An 18,283-nucleotide genomic window follows, 5' to 3' on the forward strand; every position below is an offset into this window, starting at 1 on the left:
CGAAGAGCGCCCGGCAGATCATGGAGAACCCCTTGCCGAAGTGTTGATCAACTGGCGGCACACATCGGCGAACCGTCGCGCCTCCTCATCCGCCAGGCGGTGCATGACGGGCGTTGGCCTGCGGCGGCGCGTCCTGTGTATGCGGGCGAGTGCGGTGAGAAGTGCGGGGGGCACCCAGTAGAGGTAGGTGCCCGGCACCGAGGCGCGGCGACCTCCCAGGGCGTGAGGGGTCTCGTTTTCTCGGCGCCGGGTGGGCCGGGGCTGTTGTGGAGAGACATTCCTCAGAGCAGGCCCGACTCCCGGGGCGGGAGTGCGCGTCACGCGTCGTTTCCCATCAAGTCGATGACGGCGAGGATGGCGAGGGCGTACCGGCGCAGGTATGCGCGGGACTCCTCGGGGGTCGGATGCTCGTCCCGCAGGAGACGCAGGAGACGCAGTTCCTCGGTCGGGTACCACGTGGTCCGCCACTGAACTACACGGATGAGCAGGACTGTTGCCCTGTGGAAGACGGCGGTGATCCGCGCCGTCTCCTCTTCGCTCCATGCGGGGGCCGGTTTCGGCGGGTGGTGCCGCGGCGGGAGCGGGAGGCCGAGGCGGATTAACAGGCCGTCGAGCTTGCGGTCGGGTGCGGGGCTGGGATCGGGCTCGGGACGCAGAGCGTCCTCCAAGGCGTCGATCAGGTCACCGGGGATCCCGTCGGCGGCCAGGGAGCGAGATAGGGATACGGCGAGCATCCGCATCGCCTCGTGGTCGGCGGAGAAAGGCCGGCTCAGCAGCGCGGCGGCCGTGGCCTGGTCGACGGCGGCCATCAGAGCCTCCCCGCGACGTGGAAGACGCACCACGTGGTTGTGCCGTCGTTGTCGACGCCCCAGTCCATCGCGAGCATGGCAACGAGGAGCAGTCCACGGCCCGAAACGTCGTCGTCGCCCGCCGCGCGCAGTAAGGCTGGAGCGTGATTCCCGTCCGTGACGTCGACACGCAGTTCGTCAGCGGTGTACCGCACCCGCAGTCCGATGTCACCGTGGCCGTGCTGGATCGCGTTGGTGACCAGCTCGGAAACGCACAACACGACGTTCTCCGCCAGGACCTCGGGCACTGCCCAGTGGCGCATGAAAGCTCTGGTTACCCGGCGCATGCGCGCCACGCGGGTCTGCTCCGGGGAGAAGGCCACCGAGAAAAGGCGGGCGGGGCGGGCGGTCTGCGTCAGTGGCTGTGCGGTGACCGATGAGACGACTGTGCCGCGGGTCATCGGAAGCCTCCCAGGTGGGCGGTGCGAGGGGTCGTGTGGGGTGCGGCGTGGTGGTGCAGCAGGGCACGCCTCGCCTCAGTGATCACCAAGCGTGTCCGGATGGTGACTAGAGAACACTGCGCGGTAGAGGCTTGGGAATGACTTTCAGATGACGTTGACCCGTCAGTAACACTGTGTGGGGTGCCGCTGGAATCGACTCTCCTGGCATGGTGACACTCGATGGAAACCCTGTATCCGCAGACCAGTTGCTCCCCCTGGCCTTGACCGGCCTCGGCCACTTCACATCCATGCGTGTGGGCGACGACGGCACGATCCGCGGGCTGTCGCTGCACATGGAACGCCTCGTGAGGGACTGCAAGACCGTGTGGGGTGCCGACCTGGACACCGGGCGCGTGCGCACCTACGTGCAGCAGAGCCTGGGAGAGCGGAACTTCCCGTGTACCGTCCGCGTCACGATCTATGACCCCAAGGTCGAGATGGGGCACCCTGCGCGCGCTGATCAGCCGGAGATCCTGGTATCCGTGCGCGATGCCGGCGCGATGCCCCCGGAACCGCTGCGTGCCATGAGCGTGACGTTCGAGCGGGACCTGCCCGAGGTCAAGCATGTCGGTCTCTTCGGGGCTCTGCATGCCCGCCGCACAGCCCAACTCGCTGGATACGGCGACGCCCTCTTCGTTGGCCATGACGGGTTCGTGTCGGAGGGTGGCACGTGGAACGCGGGCTTCATCGACCAGGACGGCACGGTCGTGTGGCCGCAGGCTCCCGTGCTTCCCGGCGTCACCATGGCTCTGCTCCAGCAGCACGCCGAGCACAGGGTGGCCACTGTCACGCTGGAGCAGGCGAGGGCCGTGGCAGCCGCGTTCGCGACGAACACGAGTATCGGCGTCCGGCCGCTGTCCGCGATCGATGCGACCGAACTCCCCACCGAACACCCGCTCTTGAGCCGACTTCAAGAGACTTACCTCTCGATCCCCGGCGAGACCCTGTAGAACGAGAGCATGACGGGGGTGACCAGGTGGACCGGCCGAGAGGCTGGTCTGCTGCGAAAGGCAATGCGTAAGCCCGGCAAAGCGTTCGCCGAGCTGGTCGGGGTGAACCCGCGCCAGATTCCCAGGTGGGAAGGCCGTGGCGAGACCCTGGAACTCAGCCTCACCAATCAAGCGGCCCTCGATACCGTCCTCTCCGAGGCCCCCCGCGACATACAACAACGGTTCGCAGCGCTCATCACCGAGCGGGCCGCCGTCGAGAACGACGAGCGCGCAGAGGAACTGCTGCGCCGCGACTCCCGCACGAGCCGGCGCCCCGTCGACGGGATGCTGATGACGCTTGTCGAGGAGGGCATCTACCTGTCCGGTGCGGACAACCGCTCGGTCTGGCTGGACAGCTTCCTCATCGACATCTACCCGACGACGAACGAGGACTACGAGAAGTTCGTGCGGCTCACCAGGCACCGGCCGCCGCAGCACTGGCCCAGCGGCCGGTGTCCCACCGATCTGTCTCACCATCCGGTGGTGTGGGTGACCTGGCTCGACGTCAACGCGTACGCCCGCTGGTCCGGAAAGGCTCTGCCCACAGCCCGACAGTGGGAGAAGGCCGCCCGCGGCACGAAGGGCCGCATCTATCCTTGGGGCAACGAGCCTACGGCCGCCAAGGCGAACATCTCCGAGACTGGAATGGACGACACGACGCCTGTCTCCCGGTACCAGTCCGGTGCCAGCCCCTACGGCGTTTTCGACATGTGCGGCAACACGTGGGAGTGGTGCTCCACCGAGGAGACCCCCGGTAGCGGCCGGTATGAGCTGAAGGGGTCGGCCTTCACGAGCCCATTCGAGAGAGCGGCCCCCTCGTTGCAGAACGCGGCGAACAGCTCGATGCAGGACAATGACACCGGATTCCGCTGCGTCAGTCGGCCCTGAGGCGGCGCCGGCGCATCTGGCGGCAGCGGTCGGGCGGCTCACCTCAGCCCCTCCTGAACCTCAGGAACGACCACGGCGACAAAGCCGGAGTGCTCTTCGATCCAGCGCAGCTCCTGCTTGTACTCATCGCGGCGCGGGCTGATGACGGAGTGGGTGACCACCACGACCCCGTCCGCATAACCGGCCCGAATCTGCTGTCGCACACGGCACCACCCCGGGCGCGCTACCGGATCCGTCGCACCGTGGTGGTCGGTGTAGGACTGTCCCAGTCCCACCCGCCAGGTCTGACGCACTGCGAAGGCCCCGGCGGCATCCAGGGAGTGCCGCGGTTCATGCCCTCCGACGGACAGCGAATACAGGCACACCCGCGGCGCTCGACCCCTGGCGTGGAGCTGCGCGACTATCCGCCCGAGGTGATCGCGCCGGGCCGCCGCGAGCTGGGCGTACGGGTCGACCTCAATGCGTACCTTCTCGGGGCGTAAGAACACATCGAAGGCGTGCTCCTGGTCCATCCAGGACTGAGTTGTGCGGGCGGTGCTCTGGCGCATTGCTGGCCTCGGCTCTTAGTGGGGCAGTAGGGCTGCTGACGCCGACCCGGTGGAATCGAGTGTGTCCGGCGCCGTGCACAGCAGCTAACTCCCGCCCTGCCGAGCTGGGTTAGGGGATCGACGCGTTTCGCCGTGCGTGACCAATAGGGGCTTTTGCCTATCTCTTTACCTGACAGTGTGTGCGCGAAGATCTACTCTGCGGTTATGGATGCCACGCGCAACGAGGCCCTTGAGGCGTGGATGAACGAGCATGGCCACAGCTCTAACAGCCTTGCCAGAGAAGCGAATACGGCTTTGGAACGCCTCACCGGTCGGCCTGGGCGCTATGACGGACGCATGGTCCGGGACTGGCGTTCCGGAAGGGTCCGTTGGCCTAACGAAGTAACTCGGCGGGCGCTTGAAGACGTCACGGGGTTGTCCCCGGTCGCTTTAGGCTTCGTGCCACGGGGGCGGCCCTCGCGTACGGCAGCCCCACAGCAGGAGGACCCCATGCACCGCCGTACATTCGTCACCGGATCTCTCACGGCAGCTGTGGCCGCCGCCGTCCCTGGTGCTGCCTCCCCCCGCACGATCGGTATGAGTGACGTCGAGCGCCTGCAGCGCAAGTTCGCTTCTGTTGTTGCCAGTGACCACCGCCACGGCGGTCAGCTCGGCATCGAGCAGCGGGCCACAGCCCTCGCCGACGAAGCCCTGAATCTTCAGAACTCCGGCTATGCCACCCAGCGCGTACGTAGCAACCTCTACGCCACCGCAGCTTCGTTTCGTTCCTCAGCGATGTGGGCCGCTATCGACGGCCGCCGCTACCACGAAGCAGTCGGCCACATGCGCGAGGCCCAGACCCTCGCCGAACTCTCCGGCGATCAAGCGATCAAGTTCCGCATCTGGTCTCATGCGGGCAGCCTCTACCGGCACATGGGGCGCCCGGCTGATGCGCTCGCCGCTAACGATGTCGCGCGGAACCTTCACATCACCCGCCGCGACCCCATGTTCGCCTCACTCGGCATGGCCCGCCAGATGGCTATCCAGGGGGCCGCGCACGAGCGACGCAGCCTGAGCCGAACCTTCGATCAGGCGCAGGACGCAATGAGCCGGGCCGAGCCGGACACCTATCGGCCTGTGTGGCTGCTGGCCTTCTATGACGAGGCTGAGCTCCACTCTCTCGCGCTCACGGCCCACCTCGCCGTCGGTGACTGGCCTACCGCGGAGTATCACGCGCACCGCTGCCTGGCAGCGCTCAGGCCACACATGCGCCGATCCCGAGCCATCGCGACCAGTCGCCTCGCCCACGCCCAGCTCGCACAAGGAGACGCTGACACCGCTACGCATTCCGCTATGTCCGTGCCAGTCGAGGCCGCTACCCAGCACGCACGAGTTTCGCGCATGCTTCAGGAGTTCAGTGCTGCCCTGCGCGCCACCGCGCCGGGCAGCGTCAGCACACGCACCTGGACCGAGCACACTGCCGCTTGGAGGGCCACAGCATGACCACAGCAGCCGCCATCGAACTGCGCACTTTCACCGAACTAGACGCTGTCCGCGGGGATCTGCTCGATGTGTATGCCGAAGTGCGAGCCCCGCTGCTGCACCTGCCGAACTACGCAGTCACCGCGTTCGGCGAGCGCCTGGACAGGCATAGCACCGAACCGGGATTCGCCGCAGTGCTGGCCTACGCAGATGACCAGCCGGTGGGGTACTCCTACGGCAACAGGATCGAGAGCGGCGATAGGTACTGGCAGCGCACCAACCCGGCATTGGATGAGAAGTACACGGTGCACCCTGCCGTGGCTCTGAAGGAGATCGGCGTTCGTCCCGTATGGCGTGGGACAGGAACTGCACGGCAGATTCACGACACGTTCCTCGCCAGCCGAGATGAGCAGTACGTGACTCTCATGGTCAATGAGGCAGCCGGAGACGGAAAGGTCCACGCGCTGTACCGGTCTTGGGGCTACGAGGGAGTAGGGCACAGCCAGCCTTCACCTGCGTCGCCTCGCCTGACGGTGATGATCCGCCGTACCCGGTGAGTTCCTCCGCGCGCCAAACTTCGCCGACCTGTCCGTAGGCGAGGCCCTCGCGGAAGGGGCGTGCGTTCATTGCAGAGACATGGTGGTGATCACCATATGAAGGGCGATCGGCACCCGAAGCCGGACGTCGAGGCGGCTCTCCGGCGAGCGGAGAGTGCTGGCCTGAAGGTCAAACTCGACCAGAATGGACGCCGGTGGGGATACGTGATCTGTTGCCCGTGCTCACTTCCGGAACGGGAGGACGTGGCCGCTCGTCGCCCGTAAGTTTGGGTCATGGCTGAGACGCGGGATCATGGATCCTGGGGGGTCAGTGCGGGTGCACTCGTGCCAGCCGGTCGCTCCGCAGCTCGGTGCGTTGCCGCTCGGCCGTCCGGGAGGGGGACGTCGTAGGCGGCCAACCCGGCGGCGGCGACGCCGACCTAGCGGGTGACGTGCTCGGGCGGCAGTTCCAGCCGTATCTTCGGAACCGGCGGCGCCAGAGCAGGAACTTGAGAAGACGACGGTGGTGAGCCGACCGGGGTCGGCTCACCACCGCGGGTTGCCTCTGGTTCAGAGGGTGTAGGCCCAGCCGAAGATGCCAGCGGTCTCGTGGCACTCGCCAGCCTGCGATGCGGAGGTGGCGAGGGCGTCCCGGCTGGCCTGGATACGCTCGGTGAGCGGGAGGGGGGTCTGCGGAGTGTTGTCAGGGGTGTTGGTGCTCGGCATGGCGCAGGATTCCTTCCAATAGGTTGATTTTGCTGGTGTGGCAGAAGGTGGTCTCAGTGGCGTCCAGGCGGCCCGTCTCGAAGTACTTGTTCGCGGGCTGACCTCCGCGGCAGTAGGTGAAGTAGGAGCAGGCTCGGCGGCAGTTGGCGACGCCAGCCAGGGCTTCGGCGACCCAGGGCACTTCATGTGCGTGGGCAGCCAGGGTGGCCAGCGGGGTCTGGAGGACGTTCCCTGCAGTGAACGAGCCGTGCTGGGGCGAGCGGAAGCCGGCTAGCTCCGCGCCCAGGGGAAGGTAGTCGCCGTCCCAGGTCACCATGGGCAGCGGGACTACCGGCCGGTCGGCGCGCCGAGTGCCGGCGCCGGCCAGTTCCTCGCGGATGTAGGTGTAGGCGTGGTCGAGTTCCCGCACCCGAATACGGGGATCGGCCTGCCAGCAGGCCGACAGTTCCTGCCAGAACGCGGTTGCGTCCCCGTACGACTCGGGCACGCCTTCGAACATACCCTTCTTCTCGGCGAGGTTGACGCCCAGGCCGTCGCAGCCCAGCTCGCAGGCGAAGCGGTACAGAGCGGTGGCCGCGCCCGGGGACGTGTCGGCCACCACTGCGATGACATTGAAGGGGATCCCGGCACGGCGAAGTGTCTCGATGCCGCTGATCACCCGGTCCAGGGTCGGCTGGCCCGCCCAGTCCACCCGTGCGGCGTTCGCATCCCCGGGGCCGTCCACGCTCACCGCCACCCGCACCGGCACGGTCGCGAACAGCTCGCACCACGCCTCGTCGATGAGGGCGGCGTTGGTCTGCACCGCGTGCGTCACCGGGTACGCCTCGCCCGGACTGAACGGTTCCACCAAGGAGCGGAAATACGCCGGGCCCACGGCCAGCGGCTCACCGCCGTGCCACACCACGGTCACCGGGTGCCGCCGGGACCACCCCCGGACGCCATCGGCGACTGCCCGGACGACCTCCGGGCTCATACGCCGGGACACCTTGCGCTCCGGGAGGTAGCAGTAGGAGCAGTCGAGGTTGCATAGTGTCGTCGGCTGCATCAGCAGCACCGGCGGCGTCTCGGCCAGCTCCGCCCGTAACTCCCGCAGTGCTGCCGCCGCGAGCGTCATCGACGCCTCAGCTCACTGGTAACGACCATGCGTCATGGATAGCGGCAGAGCTTCGGGAATCCCGACGGAACGTCGAACTCTCCACGCGATCGAGTGAATCCCCGCTCACCAGCGCCGCAGGTCAGGAGAAGATGCGCTAAACAGAGATGGCGGCAAGGAGGACCAAGCCAGTTTCGAGGCGCTGAAGGCCCAGCTGGCCGCCGCCATCCAGGACCGTGAGGCGGCCGAACTCGCTGCCCGTCAGCCGCGCCAGCGCACCGCGCCACCGGCCCGGCAGGCCCGGACCACCAACCAGGAGATCCTGGCCATCGAAGTGGGGCGGCTGATCGGCCTGTCGGCCCGTCAGGGGACCGGCGCGGTCGTCAAGTCGATCCTCGTGCTCGGCGGCCAGGTCTACCGGGGTAACAACGAGGATCTCTTCGCACTATGAGCACTAGGCAGTTTCGTTTGGATCAGTTGGTCGTTGGTCCGAGTGTGTCGTTGACTGATGCGCAGTGGGCGCGGATCGAGCCGTTGCTCCCGGATCGGACGCCGAAGCGGGGTGGCCGTTGGCGGGACCATCGAGAGGTGATCGACGCGATTGCCTTCAACTTCCAGACCGGCACGCAGTGGGTTCACCTGCCGGAGAAGTACGGCAACTGGCGAGGTGTCTACAACCGGCTGCGGATGTGGGCTGTCGACGGTACGTGGGAGCGGGTCTTCACCACTCTGGTGGCCCAGGCCGACGCGGACGGGGACCTCAACTGGGCCGTGTCGGTGGACTCCACGATCGTGCGGGCTCACCAGCACGCGGCCGGGGCCCGGGAAAAGGGGCCCCGGCGGGCGAACCTGTCGACCACGCCATCGGCCGGTCCCGCGGCGGACTGAGCACGAAGATCCACCTCGCCGCCGACGACTGCTGCCGCCCACTGGCCTTCCACCTCACCGCCGGACAGGCCGGTGACGGCCCTTCTTCACCGACGTCATGGCCCGCCTGCGCGTTCCTCGTCGGCGAGGACGGCCCCGCACCAGGCCGGACCTGGTCCTGGCCGACAAGGCGTACTCCTCCCGCGCGATCCGCGAGCACCTGCGCAAGCGCGGCATCCGGGCAGTGATCCCCGTGCCCGCCGACCAGCGCGGACACCGGCTACGCCGGGGCAGCCGGGGCGGCAGACCACCGGCCTTCGACCGTGAGACTTACAAGTGGCGCAACGCTGTCGAACGGTGTATCAATCGCCTGAAGTCAGTGGCGCGGGATCGCCACCCGCTACGAGAAGACCGCCACCGTCTATCTGGCCGGACTCCACATCGCCGGTATTTTCCTCTGGTCTGCCCGATCCTTCGTCCTCAGACGTGACTGTGGACGTTGATGACACTTCCGTCGGGTGCCTGAACAAAGAAGCGTCGGATTCCCCATGGTTCCGTGGTCAAGGGATAGACCACCTGGTACCCCTGGCGCTCGGCTGCGGCGTACGCGGCGTCAACGTCCTCGACTTCGACCGCCAGTGTCGAATGGGCGGTATGTGGGTCCCATGAGTCTGCGGCAGGGGAGACCAGGGTCATCTGTGCCGTCGGGTTACCGGGCGAGGCCAACATCAAGAAGCCGGGCTCGTCCATGCGCACGTCCATGCCCAGGAAATCGCTGTAGAAGCTTCGGCTCTCTTCGATGTCCTGGGTGATGACGTTGGGCATGATGCGACGGATCGTCATCCCCGCACTGTAGCGGAGGACCGCTGCAACAGCTTGATCCAAACGAGAGGCCCTAGATGCAGCTGACAGCGGATTCGTCCACGCGGCTGGCCGTCGTCGCCCAAGAATCAAGGAAGGTTTCCCGCTGCTGATCGCTAAAGCGCAGGACCTTCAAAGGGCTCTGTGGAGAAGGGTTCCTCTGACGTGATGACGTCACCATATGTCGCGCGGGGTTGGATCGGCGTTGCGTGATCGCCGTCGTGGCCCTCGCCCTTCGTTCGCACAGGTACGGGCCCTGTCAGCAATTTCGTAAGGACCTGCTCAGCACATCCCAGATCCAGACGCATCGCACCGTACGGCCCAGCCGCGTATCCGGTGCGATGCCCATGCATGTGCAGCCTCTCCACCGCTTGAACACCCGCTTCGATCTCCGGCACGTCGTCCCGCGGGACGAGAGCATGCAGTTCCTCCGCCCACTCCCAGCCGAGGCCGCGGAGCACGGTTCGAGCCTCCGCCTGATCCCAACTGCTTCGCGCCACAAGTCTGTGACGAGGGCCCGTCGAGAAGACCACGTCGGGGTTCGTCATCATCACGTCATCGCTCCGCTGCGCTCAGAGAGCTGGGGCTCCGCGGCACCATCAACTCCCCTTGGGGGCCAGGCTGCGAGCTGGAAGCGCGCTGGCCTGCCTTCGTGCCGTCCGACTCTGCATTCGTCGCCGGCCTTGCCGAGGGCCTTGTTCATCCGGGTGAGAAAGCGGTCGTACTGCTCATGCCAGACCACGGTCGAGCCCGCGGCCGCGTACGCGTCGGTTCTGGCGAAGGCCAGCGCTGCAATCTCGTACCCAAGGCCCTCGTGCTTCGTCCAGCAAGGGGGGATGACGTGCTGGGGCTGCCATGCGTACCGCCCGTTCAGCCAGCGACACACGGAGTCGAGCCAGGCGGGCATCTGATCAAGCAACTCTTTTGGCAGGGCTCCGATGTCCCATGGAGCGGGGCCGCCGACCACGGAGTCCTCTGCGCTCCGTTTCGCGATGTAGTCCAAGATCAGCGCAGGGGGTTCAGGGAAGGACTCGAAGTGCATAAGAGGATTCGTCATGCTGCGGCTGCCTCTTCGCGCCTATCCCATGCTGCGGCGTGAGCTTTCGCCCGGTTCGCCTTCGCGGTTTCCTGCCGTGAGCGCTCCGCCTCGTTGGCCGCTCGCAAGTCGCGGACTCGATCTTGGATCTCAGCCCAGGACTCCCAGGTCCACATGCCGGCGAGCCGGGTCACGATGGGCGGGAGATTGTCCGCGAGCACGAGGGCGTGGCCCTCGGGCAGAGCTCTGATCTCGTCGCTGCGCAGGACTGGTTCCAGCGCCATGTGAGTGGCGGTTGAGTGGCCGCCGCGGTCTCCTCCAGTTGTGGTTTTCGTGGTGCGTTCCCGCTCGACCTGACCGCACAGGTCAGACATGTCTTTCAGGAAGGCCGGGTCCTTTGCTCCGCCGAAGACGATGACGTTGTTGGTGAAAGCCGCCAGCTCGTTCGCGGTGTCTTCCCCGAAGCGGGCTCGGGCGGAGGCCCATCCTTGGAGGCCGTAGATGACCGTGATGCCCCGGCCTCGGCCGTCGGCGACCCGCTGGCGGAGGCTGGGGATGGGCGCGATGTTCGGAGCCTCGTCCAGCGCGGCCAGGAGGGGCGGATCAAGGCGCCCCGCCGGAGACGCGATGGCGTGCGCCTCGGCGAGGTCCAACAGGTCTTCGGCTATCGCTGTTGTCAGCGGGGATACGGAGGTCACTTCCGAGTCTTTGCCGAGCAGGTAGACAGTGCCTTCGGCGGCAAGGAACTTGTTGAATTCCGTAGGGCCCTCTCCGTCTGCTTGTAGAGCTTGGATCACCGATTGGTGCATGAGGGGTTCAAGGGCCGCGTCGAGGGTCGAAGCCGTGTTGCCGACGGTACGGCTGTCGCCGGAGGTGGCGGTCCTGAGCATGTCAGCCCACCCGGGGCCGGCACCGGGGTGGGCATTGAGGATCCCCAGGGGTGCAGGGTCGGTCAGTTTGCGGGCCCACCTGAGTACCCAGTCCAGGTTGGCACCGTCGAGAGCGGCGGCATGGAAGAAGGCGGCAAGGATCTTGGTCGCCTGTCCTTTGTAGAAGGTGCTTCCCTCGCTGGACTGCGCTGCGGATCCGGACGTTCGAGACCCGGCGATGAACGCTTTGGCCCTCATCATCGCGATTTCGGTTTCGTGCGCGCCTGCGATCGGCGTCCAGCGGAACCTGGGGAGAGAGGGAGCGATGTTCTGCGGGTCGAAGACCATGACTGGTCGTCCATTACGACTTCGTGCATCGAGAGTCAGTTCCACCAGGTCCGGTTTGGTCGAGGTGGCGAGGACCGGACCGGCCCAGTTACGGATGGTGGGCGCGAAGAATCGCATGGTCTTTCCGCTGCCCATGGGGCCGATGACCCGGGCTGCTTTGTCGGCGCGAGACCACAGTTCGACGCCCTTGGGGCGTTGGGAGGTCCCCAGCGAGTATCCGAAGTCGTGAGGATCGAGGCTTTGGCGCATGACGTGCTCCGGAACGAGGCGTGGTGGAGGGGGCGAGTCAGAAACCGGCCGATGGGTCCTTGGCGAGGCTGGCCGTTGATGTCGGGGCGGGGCTGCCTTCACCGTGTGTGAGGGAGGGGCGGACTTCCGTGGCTTTCAGGACTGCCTTGGCCGACATCTGGCGTTTGAGCTGGCCCTTGTCCGCGAACCCGGCGTTGCGTCGTCCCCGGCTCGTCAGGATCCAGAGCATGGCCAGAGCCACCGCGCATACGGCGGTCAGGGCGTAGAGGGCCAGGGAAACCTCGTTCGGTATGAAGCTCACTACTCGACCTTCCGAGCGACCCGGGCCGCAAGGTAGCGCATGCGCCGGCCGCAGAGCCGGGACAAGGAGGCGTCGGGCCCGGCACAGCGCGGCGGAGCTGTGTGAAAGGCGCTGTGGAGGTCTTCCGTCGCTCGCCAGATGTGGGTGACGGCTGCACGGACGCGGCCACCCGCGGCGGAGTAGTCGCCGTGGTCGAGCGCGCTGGCCAGCGCCTTCGTACGGCAGGCGAGTTCGATCGCATCGGCGTGTAGCTGGTCGATGTCCTGTCGTACTGCGTGATCGGCGGCCGGGAGCATGGTCTTGCTGGTGGTCATGTAGGAGGTGCGCTCCGAATCTGCGTGAGAGGGGGCGGCGGCGAGGTGGCGGTACCTAGTCATTCGGCGTCCGGGGAGGTGCTGGTGAGGTCGGTCATCGAGCCGGATGAGAAACAGAGATGCTGCTCAGCTTCGACCAAGAGGTGTTGGACGCCGGGGTAGATGACCTCTCCGACCTTCCACAGCGCGATACCGCGGCGCAGGCGCATGATGTGCTCCGCCGTCCAGAACGGCAGGCCCAGCCGGGACACCGTCGCCTCGGCCTCGGATTTCTTCTGCGAGTAGATGACGACGGTGTCCGCCATTTTCAGAGCGGCTTGGGTCTCCGGGCTGTCGTCAATGTCAGAGAGGTGGTGGACGATGAAGATGCAGGAAAGTCCGTAGCCCCTCGCGAATTTGAGGAACTTCTCCAAGAGCGAGGCCAGTTGAGGCGTCCCGAGAATGTGCCACGCTTCTTCGCAGACAAGGATGCGCTTGCGCTGGGTGTAGCGGCGGCAGCCTGATTCCGCGTTCGACCCGAGTTCCCAGGCACCCGAGTTAGCGTCGACCACGACGCGCTCGTGCTGACTCGGCTCTGTTCCGCACTCGCACCGCGGACGCAGCCAGACCTCTTCGAGGAAGACCGAGATCACGGCGACGAGGATCGTCATGGCGACGCCGCCGCTGGGTACCTTCGTCAGGTCGAAGACGATCATGTCGGCGTCGAGGTCCACGCCGAGGCTGGTCGGGCCGTCGAGCATGCCGGTGAGGTCGCCGGTCGCGTCCTGTTCGCTCCCGCAGAGCCGGTCCAGTACATAGGACGCTTCCAGGCCGTCACCCAGGAGTTGGTCCCAGCTCCGTTGCTTGGCTGCGGCGTCGGCCTCTTCCGGGGACCGGAGCGCGGCAGCGACGTCCGTCAGGACCGGCGTGCGGCCGAGGCTGCCTGCCCGATGGTGGGCCCGGCGGATCGCGATACGCAGTGCGGAGCCGGCGAACTCGTCCAAGGCCTTCCCGAGGCCGAGTTCGACTATCGTCCGGACCAGCTCGATCTGCCGTTTGCCCGCGATGGCGGGGTCCATCGGGTTGATGCAGGAGGCGCCGGAGCCGCCGCCCGGAGCGAACTTCACCGGTGCCTTGCCGGTCAGCGAGCGGCCGAGCGCCGCCCACTCGCCTTCCTCACGCTCCTTCTGTTCCTTGGTGTCGAGCACGACCACCTGGCGGCCGAGGCGAATCTGCCGGGCGGTGTAGGTCTTGGTGAGCGCCGATTTCCCCCGGCCGGTGTCGCCCATCACGATCATGTTCCCGCCGGGCAGGCCGTCACCGTACGCCGAGAAGGGGCAGTAGATGAATGCCTTGCCCGAGTACAGCTCCCGGCCGATGATCGCTCCCGAGGTCCCGAGGGTCGGCGGGGTGATCGGAAGGTACAGGGCTTGGCTGGTGGTCGTCTCCGTGTAGAGCGGACGGCGCACCGTCTCGTGCATCGGGGACAGCGGGGCGAGGTCGAGGAGGTCAGTCACTTGATGCCTCCCGCGAGTGGGAGAGTGGTCGCGAAGGCGCGAGCGTGTTCGAGGTCGAGCCATTCGATCCGCAGGTGGGCGTTGCGGGCACGGGAGCGAGTCGTACGCTTCGTGCGCTCCAGCTCTTCGGCGCTGCGCGCGGAGATGGTGATGTACCCGACGGTGGCGGACCCGGCTGCGCCCGACGAGGCCAGGGACATGCCCCGCGAACCTGTGGCGTCTGCTGCGATCTGGTCGCGGGGGTCGATGTTCTTGCCGCGCTGGCGGTCGCGGTGTATCTCGGCCTGGTTGTTCGTGTCTTCCGCGAGCATGCGTTCCACGGCCTTGTCGTTCGGCTCCAGCTGCTGAGTGATCGAGATGGTGCGGATCACGTCGGGCATCCCAATCAGCAGGGGCGACAGGAAGTCCGGGCCGACTGGGGTAGTGGGCCATCCGACGACAGCCGCTGTGGCGTGGACCCAGGTGTCGGTGGACCCTGCGGCGCGCGTGGCGACGTGCGCGCCGTTACGGACATCGACGTTGCAGGGGAAGGCGTGTGCCTGCGGGAGGTCCGTGTCCCAGATGGCGTGGTCCGGGTCGTAGGAATTGCGGATGAATGCGGTCATCCGGCCTTCGTCCAGAGGCGCGATCACCGAGAGGTCGGCGTCCTCCGCGCGAGACCACAGTTCTTCCAAGTACGCGGCCAGCGCTCCAGCTACTCCTTCGTCACCGGATCCGCGGGCGGCTCCTTCGGCTGCCAGATCGCGGGTGAACCTCGCGTGGATGGTGATGTAGTACCGGTGCTCCTCCGCCGAGGTGGACACGGCATTGGCCAGCACGTTGTACGAGTCCTTCAGCCACTGCGGAGCGTCGGCCGTCGCCGCCGACTCGTCGCGCTGTGCGATGAACCGCTGGTGGGCGTACGGGTCCGACTTCATCTGCCGGGCGAGGACCTGAATCCTCTTGACCGGGTGCTCCTCCACGTTGCCGAAGGCGTCGAGGAGTTCACCCCAGCGCTCCAAGGCGACGACCTGTTCCGCGACCTCCTTGCCACCCAGGCCAGGGGAGGCAACCTCCAGCGTGGCCGTCACGCAGCCGGCCTCCGGTTGGAGAACAACGACTGCCTTCTGGCCGCGGACCGTGACCGGAACCCACGTCATGCCCGCAATGCCCTCCGGCTCGGCCAGAGCGGCATCCGGCGGAGTGCCGTCGCGGCCCACACCGGCCTCGAAGGCCGGCGACGTCCACACACCGCCTGTTCGGCGGATCGCCTTGCGGTGATAGCGGTTGATCCTCCACCAGCGGTAGAGCGTGCGCCGCTGAGAGGTGCCCTTCGGGCGGTACGGAGCGTAAACGATGACCAGTGCAATCAGGATGGGCAGCACCAGGCCGATCGCGGCAACCGCCGTAACGCCGCTGAAGAGGTAGCCGAGCAGGATGCCGGCGGCCGCACCGCCGCCCAGTACCACCTGCTCGCCGAGGTCGCGACGTCCCACCAGCCCCGTCGGGCGGTGCTTTCCGAACTGATACGTACGAGTCGACATGCGTCACTGATCCTTGCTGGGGGTCTGCCTGCCGGGAGCCTGGCCGCCCGACGGCCGCGACGGCGGCGTGGGCGTGATCGAGGGCCCGGAGCCCGAGGTGGTTCCTGATGTGGAGGACGGAGGGGATTGCGCCGGTGCCGGAGACGGCGCCGCCGAGGTCGGAGCCTGCGGCGAGAGCGGTTGTGCCGTACTCGGTGTCCCGCTGGTGCCTGGGGAACGTCCGGAAGCCGCGTGGCTGCCCGCCGAGGACCAGTCCGGAGGTGAGCTGACGACCGGGTCGGAGGTCGCCCCCTCTGGACGGGCAGCGGCCGGTGCACCGGAGGCCCCGGCATCGTCGCCGCCCTGCTGGTCCTGGCTCTGCCCGGAGCCGCCCTGGGCGGAGGGCGAGCCCTGCATGCCGGGGGAGTTCGTGGCCTTGCTCTTCGCCATGTCGATGCCGGCCTTCGTCACAGCCGCTGCCACACCGATCGGCCCGGCCGCGGCTGTGCCGCCGGCCATCTTCGACGCAGTCGTCTTCGAGGTGCCGCCGACCAACGAGTCCTGTACACGGGAGTTGATCGCCCGGTTCGCGTGCTGGCCGGGGCCGTCAATGACCGAGGCCGGGCCCGAGGACTGGGCGTTCTTTCGGTCGTGGTGGAGCTGCGCCATCTCGTCGCCGAAGGCGGGCACCCACCGGTAGAGGGTGCCGGACGCGAACACCGCCAGGAGCAGGATCAGCGCGCCCACCAGCGTCTTGGAGACCGCGTCGCACATCCTCCCCGACGAGTCGCTGAGAACCGCCCCACCCAGGCCGAGCAGTGCGAAGAGCACTGGTTTACTCAAACCGATCGCGAAGATCGCCCCGGCCCACTTCTTGCTCTTGCCCCACAGGTCCTTGTCCACGAGGCCCCCGTTCACGAGGGGGCCGAGCGCAACGGCCACGTAGATCGCGGCACTGCGGATCAGAAGCTCGATCCACATCAGCAGAGCGCCGAACAGCATGATCAGGTTGACGACCAGCAACTGGCCCACGCCCTGCGTGGGGTCCCCCGCCATGATTCTGAGGAGGTTCTCCAGGAAGGGCTTGAAGTTCCGGATCGCATACGGTTCGAAAACGGCCGTGACTTCGTCAATCGCCTTCATGAGAAGAGCAATTGCACCGGGGGTCATGGCGTTGACCACGAACTGGAGGACCAGGAACCCGACAGCCTCGGAGACGGCAGTCGTCAGCGCCACGCCGCGGACCGCGCGCTTAGCCACAGCGATGAGCCACAAGGCCACCGTGAGCAAGCTGGAGGCCGCGAAGATGATCGCGTACTGCTTGAGGAAGCCAGTGCTCGTTAGGTCGATCTTGCTCGTGTTCTGGATGAGGTCCAGCATCTTGCGGAGAAACCAGATGTTGGCCTCGGTGAGCTTCTGGAGCAGGAAGCCCAAGGGGTCGTTGACGAAGTCGATGGCCGCTTTCGCCTTGCAGACCATCGGGATGTAGCAGAACGGATTGGCCACCGCGGACGGCACGAGCAGGAAGCCGATGACCAAATTGACCCACGCCACGGCCCGGATGCGCCGCCCCCAGCGGCCCGGCGTACCCCACTCGATAGCCAGGAGCCCGGGGGCATCGTCACGCAAACGAAGGCGCATTGCTGACACCTCCCACTTCCGCGAAGCTGTCAGCCGAGGCCGCCTCCTCCGCGGTCGGCGGCGAGGGCACGAGCGGTTCGGAAGGCGTTACTGCAGTGGTCTTCCAGGTGCCGTCGACCCAGGTGAGGTCGACAGTCATACGGAGGAAGGCGATCTGTGGGCGCTGCGTCTCGTCCTTACCGGCGATCCCACCCACGGACGCGGTCCACAGCTCGACGCTGGCCGCTTGGTCCGAGTAGGACACAGACCGAACCCCGAGTGCTGCCGTCCGCGTGATCAGCTCGCCGCCATCTGCCGTCATGCCATTGGCTCCGACCCCACGGTTCTCCGTGACCAGACGTGCCGTCGAATCCGCATCGGACGCGATCGTGTCCAGAACACCCGGGGCGGCGGTTGCCGCCAGCATCCGGTGGCGCCAGCTGCCATCCGTGAAGAACCGTGGGTCACCGAAAAGCATCGTGGCGCTGGTCGCGGCGGCGAAGGCGCCGCGCTCGCTCCGTGCGTAGTCGGCTGGGAACCCGTCCTTCCCTGCTGTGCCACTGAGGACCGGATCTGCGGCAGCCGCAGGTATGTAGTCGGAGAAGTCGCCGGTGACGTTGGAAGCCTGCCGCTCATCGATCGGCGCGACCAGTCCACTCGTGATCGAACTGTCCTTCAGTTTCCAGTCATCGGACTGCCAAGTAAGCGTGACTGTTACCGACTGGAAGGCGTCCTTCGGCGTCTCGTGCCCGGCCGCGCTGCCCCGGACTGTCGTCGTCCACAGCCGGACCATGGCGCCGTGCGCGTCGAAGTCCAGGACGTGGGCAGAGAGCACACCGGTACGCGCGATGGCCTCCTTCGGCTGGACTTTGGTGTTGTCGCCGCGCAGCGCGCCGGCTGCCTGGCCAGCAGCGTGGTCGGCCCTTTCGACGTTCGTGGACGTGGCGTCGTCGGCAGCCATTACCGACACGGCGCGGTGGCGCGCCCCCTTGTTCGTGAGGAACTTGGTACTGCCGCTGACGATGGTGTAGTTCGACGCTGCCGCCTTCGCGCCAGCCTGCGTGTGCGGGTAGCCCACTGGTACGCCGTGCAGGACGCGTACGCGCTGCTTGCTCGGGTTCGGTGCCGCGTGCGAGGGCGAAGCGACGGTGGGGGAGGGAACGGACGTACTACCGGTGGAGAGACTGACGATCACCCCGGCAGCGGTGACGACAGCCACCGCGCCGACCGCGACGCCCCAGAGCCTCGCCGACGCTCTGCTCGACCTGGCGTCCTTTGGAGAGGAACCTTT

General features: G+C 66.9%; 19 protein-coding genes and 1 pseudogene. 6 read left to right on the plus strand and 14 right to left on the minus strand.

The genetic code is table 11. From position 1 onward, the window contains the following. Positions 1-317: 317 nt before the first annotated feature. Both OG285_RS25180 and OG285_RS25185 read right to left on the minus strand, forming a co-directional pair. Positions 318-809: a hypothetical protein gene (locus OG285_RS25180; RefSeq protein WP_371792284.1), complete on the minus strand. Its 492-nt coding sequence runs from the start codon at positions 807-809 to the stop codon at positions 318-320. Beyond that, on the minus strand, positions 809-1,249 hold the full coding sequence (locus OG285_RS25185) for an ATP-binding protein (protein WP_371792285.1): 441 nt from the start codon (positions 1,247-1,249) through the stop codon (positions 809-811). Before OG285_RS25185 ends, OG285_RS25180 begins: the two co-directional genes overlap by 1 nt. 206 nt (positions 1,250-1,455) lie before the next feature. Between OG285_RS25185 and OG285_RS25190 the strand changes: the two genes are divergently transcribed. After that, complete coding sequence (locus OG285_RS25190) at positions 1,456-2,238, plus strand: aminotransferase class IV family protein (protein ID WP_371792286.1); 783 nt, start codon at positions 1,456-1,458, stop codon at positions 2,236-2,238. Between the two features lie 63 nt (positions 2,239-2,301). Further along, positions 2,302-3,165, plus strand: a complete 864-nt coding sequence (locus OG285_RS25195; protein ID WP_371792287.1) for a formylglycine-generating enzyme family protein — start codon at positions 2,302-2,304, stop codon at positions 3,163-3,165. A gap of 38 nt (positions 3,166-3,203) precedes the next feature. Here OG285_RS25195 and OG285_RS25200 read toward each other — a convergent pair whose 3' ends face one another. Continuing rightward, positions 3,204-3,368, minus strand: a complete 165-nt coding sequence (locus tag OG285_RS25200) for a hypothetical protein (RefSeq protein WP_371792288.1) — start codon at positions 3,366-3,368, stop codon at positions 3,204-3,206. A 129-nt stretch (positions 3,369-3,497) separates the two neighbouring features. Here OG285_RS25200 and OG285_RS25205 point away from each other — a divergent pair, with 129 nt between their 5' ends. The 3 genes from OG285_RS25205 to OG285_RS25215 all read left to right on the plus strand — a co-directional run bounded on the left by OG285_RS25205 (position 3,498) and on the right by OG285_RS25215 (position 5,731). Continuing rightward, positions 3,498-3,647, plus strand: a complete 150-nt coding sequence (locus tag OG285_RS25205; RefSeq protein ID WP_371792289.1) for a hypothetical protein — start codon at positions 3,498-3,500, stop codon at positions 3,645-3,647. A gap of 642 nt (positions 3,648-4,289) precedes the next feature. Further along, on the plus strand, positions 4,290-5,195 hold the full coding sequence (locus OG285_RS25210) for a hypothetical protein (protein ID WP_371792290.1): 906 nt from the start codon (positions 4,290-4,292) through the stop codon (positions 5,193-5,195). After that, positions 5,192-5,731, plus strand: a complete 540-nt coding sequence (locus tag OG285_RS25215) for a GNAT family N-acetyltransferase (protein WP_371792291.1) — start codon at positions 5,192-5,194, stop codon at positions 5,729-5,731. The genes OG285_RS25210 and OG285_RS25215 overlap by 4 nt, the downstream gene beginning before the upstream one ends. 549 nt (positions 5,732-6,280) lie before the next feature. Here the strand turns inward: OG285_RS25215 and OG285_RS25220 are convergent. Both OG285_RS25220 and amcB read right to left on the minus strand, forming a co-directional pair. Continuing rightward, on the minus strand, positions 6,281-6,436 hold the full coding sequence (locus OG285_RS25220; RefSeq protein WP_371792292.1) for a hypothetical protein: 156 nt from the start codon (positions 6,434-6,436) through the stop codon (positions 6,281-6,283). Next, positions 6,414-7,550, minus strand: coding sequence for a cyclophane-forming radical SAM peptide maturase AmcB (gene amcB / locus OG285_RS25225; protein ID WP_371792293.1), 1,137 nt, complete (start codon positions 7,548-7,550; stop codon positions 6,414-6,416). The genes OG285_RS25220 and amcB overlap by 23 nt, the downstream gene beginning before the upstream one ends. A 426-nt stretch (positions 7,551-7,976) precedes the next feature. On the opposite strand from amcB, the pseudogene OG285_RS25230 reads away from it, so the two are divergent. After that, positions 7,977-8,899 (plus strand): annotated as a pseudogene (locus OG285_RS25230) (IS5 family transposase). On the opposite strand, the gene OG285_RS25235 reads toward OG285_RS25230, so the two are convergent. The 9 genes from OG285_RS25235 to OG285_RS25275 form a co-directional block, all read right to left on the minus strand. Continuing rightward, positions 8,877-9,239: a VOC family protein gene (locus OG285_RS25235; RefSeq protein WP_371792294.1), complete on the minus strand. Its 363-nt coding sequence runs from the start codon at positions 9,237-9,239 to the stop codon at positions 8,877-8,879. The pseudogene OG285_RS25230 and the gene OG285_RS25235 sit on opposite strands and share 23 nt — an antisense overlap. Positions 9,240-9,807: 568 nt before the next feature. After that, positions 9,808-10,314, minus strand: coding sequence for a hypothetical protein (locus OG285_RS25240; protein ID WP_371792295.1), 507 nt, complete (start codon positions 10,312-10,314; stop codon positions 9,808-9,810). Further along, positions 10,311-11,759: a type IV secretory system conjugative DNA transfer family protein gene (locus OG285_RS25245; RefSeq protein ID WP_371792296.1), complete on the minus strand. Its 1,449-nt coding sequence runs from the start codon at positions 11,757-11,759 to the stop codon at positions 10,311-10,313. The genes OG285_RS25240 and OG285_RS25245 overlap by 4 nt, the downstream gene beginning before the upstream one ends. Positions 11,760-11,796: 37 nt before the next feature. Beyond that, positions 11,797-12,060 carry a hypothetical protein gene (locus tag OG285_RS25250; RefSeq protein ID WP_371792297.1) on the minus strand — a complete coding sequence of 88 codons (264 nt, stop codon included), beginning with the start codon at positions 12,058-12,060 and terminating at the stop codon, positions 11,797-11,799. Beyond that, positions 12,060-12,374 (minus strand): DUF6238 family protein, encoded by a 315-nt coding sequence (locus OG285_RS25255; protein ID WP_371792298.1) that lies wholly within the window; start codon positions 12,372-12,374, stop codon positions 12,060-12,062. Before OG285_RS25255 ends, OG285_RS25250 begins: the two co-directional genes overlap by 1 nt. A gap of 59 nt (positions 12,375-12,433) precedes the next feature. Continuing rightward, positions 12,434-13,870 carry an ATP/GTP-binding protein gene (locus OG285_RS25260; RefSeq protein WP_371792299.1) on the minus strand — a complete coding sequence of 479 codons (1,437 nt, stop codon included), beginning with the start codon at positions 13,868-13,870 and terminating at the stop codon, positions 12,434-12,436. Beyond that, on the minus strand, positions 13,867-15,393 hold the full coding sequence (locus OG285_RS25265) for an SCO6880 family protein (RefSeq protein ID WP_371792300.1): 1,527 nt from the start codon (positions 15,391-15,393) through the stop codon (positions 13,867-13,869). Before OG285_RS25265 ends, OG285_RS25260 begins: the two co-directional genes overlap by 4 nt. A gap of 3 nt (positions 15,394-15,396) precedes the next feature. After that, positions 15,397-17,013, minus strand: coding sequence for a hypothetical protein (locus OG285_RS25270; protein ID WP_371792301.1), 1,617 nt, complete (start codon positions 17,011-17,013; stop codon positions 15,397-15,399). Continuing rightward, positions 16,994-18,211 carry a hypothetical protein gene (locus tag OG285_RS25275; protein WP_371792302.1) on the minus strand — a complete coding sequence of 406 codons (1,218 nt, stop codon included), beginning with the start codon at positions 18,209-18,211 and terminating at the stop codon, positions 16,994-16,996. The genes OG285_RS25270 and OG285_RS25275 overlap by 20 nt, the downstream gene beginning before the upstream one ends. Positions 18,212-18,283 lie beyond the last annotated feature (72 nt).

Origin of the sequence: Streptomyces sp. NBC_01471, from assembly GCF_041438865.1 — a bacterium.
In the GTDB taxonomy this organism is placed as follows: domain Bacteria; phylum Actinomycetota; class Actinomycetes; order Streptomycetales; family Streptomycetaceae; genus Streptomyces.

What these genes read in the sequence shown, in the direction of transcription:
- OG285_RS25210 (WP_371792290.1), top strand. Translation starts at nt 4,290, where the DNA reads ATGAGTGACGTCGAGCGCCTGCAGCGCAAGTTCGCTTCTGTTGTTGCC.
- OG285_RS25215 (WP_371792291.1), top strand. Translation starts at nt 5,192, where the DNA reads ATGACCACAGCAGCCGCCATCGAACTGCGCACTTTCACCGAACTAGAC.
- amcB (WP_371792293.1), bottom strand. Translation starts at nt 7,550, where the DNA reads ATGACGCTCGCGGCGGCAGCACTGCGGGAGTTACGGGCGGAGCTGGCC.
- OG285_RS25265 (WP_371792300.1), bottom strand. Translation starts at nt 15,393, where the DNA reads ATGTCGACTCGTACGTATCAGTTCGGAAAGCACCGCCCGACGGGGCTG.
- OG285_RS25195 (WP_371792287.1), top strand. Translation starts at nt 2,302, where the DNA reads ATGCGTAAGCCCGGCAAAGCGTTCGCCGAGCTGGTCGGGGTGAACCCG.
- OG285_RS25270 (WP_371792301.1), bottom strand. Translation starts at nt 17,013, where the DNA reads ATGCGCCTTCGTTTGCGTGACGATGCCCCCGGGCTCCTGGCTATCGAG.
- OG285_RS25205 (WP_371792289.1), top strand. Translation starts at nt 3,498, where the DNA reads ATGCCCTCCGACGGACAGCGAATACAGGCACACCCGCGGCGCTCGACC.
- OG285_RS25235 (WP_371792294.1), bottom strand. Translation starts at nt 9,239, where the DNA reads ATGACGATCCGTCGCATCATGCCCAACGTCATCACCCAGGACATCGAA.
- OG285_RS25220 (WP_371792292.1), bottom strand. Translation starts at nt 6,436, where the DNA reads ATGCCGAGCACCAACACCCCTGACAACACTCCGCAGACCCCCCTCCCG.
- OG285_RS25190 (WP_371792286.1), top strand. Translation starts at nt 1,456, where the DNA reads ATGGTGACACTCGATGGAAACCCTGTATCCGCAGACCAGTTGCTCCCC.
- OG285_RS25240 (WP_371792295.1), bottom strand. Translation starts at nt 10,314, where the DNA reads ATGACGAATCCTCTTATGCACTTCGAGTCCTTCCCTGAACCCCCTGCG.
- OG285_RS25180 (WP_371792284.1), bottom strand. Translation starts at nt 809, where the DNA reads ATGGCCGCCGTCGACCAGGCCACGGCCGCCGCGCTGCTGAGCCGGCCT.
- OG285_RS25255 (WP_371792298.1), bottom strand. Translation starts at nt 12,374, where the DNA reads ATGACCACCAGCAAGACCATGCTCCCGGCCGCCGATCACGCAGTACGA.
- OG285_RS25185 (WP_371792285.1), bottom strand. Translation starts at nt 1,249, where the DNA reads ATGACCCGCGGCACAGTCGTCTCATCGGTCACCGCACAGCCACTGACG.
- OG285_RS25245 (WP_371792296.1), bottom strand. Translation starts at nt 11,759, where the DNA reads ATGCGCCAAAGCCTCGATCCTCACGACTTCGGATACTCGCTGGGGACC.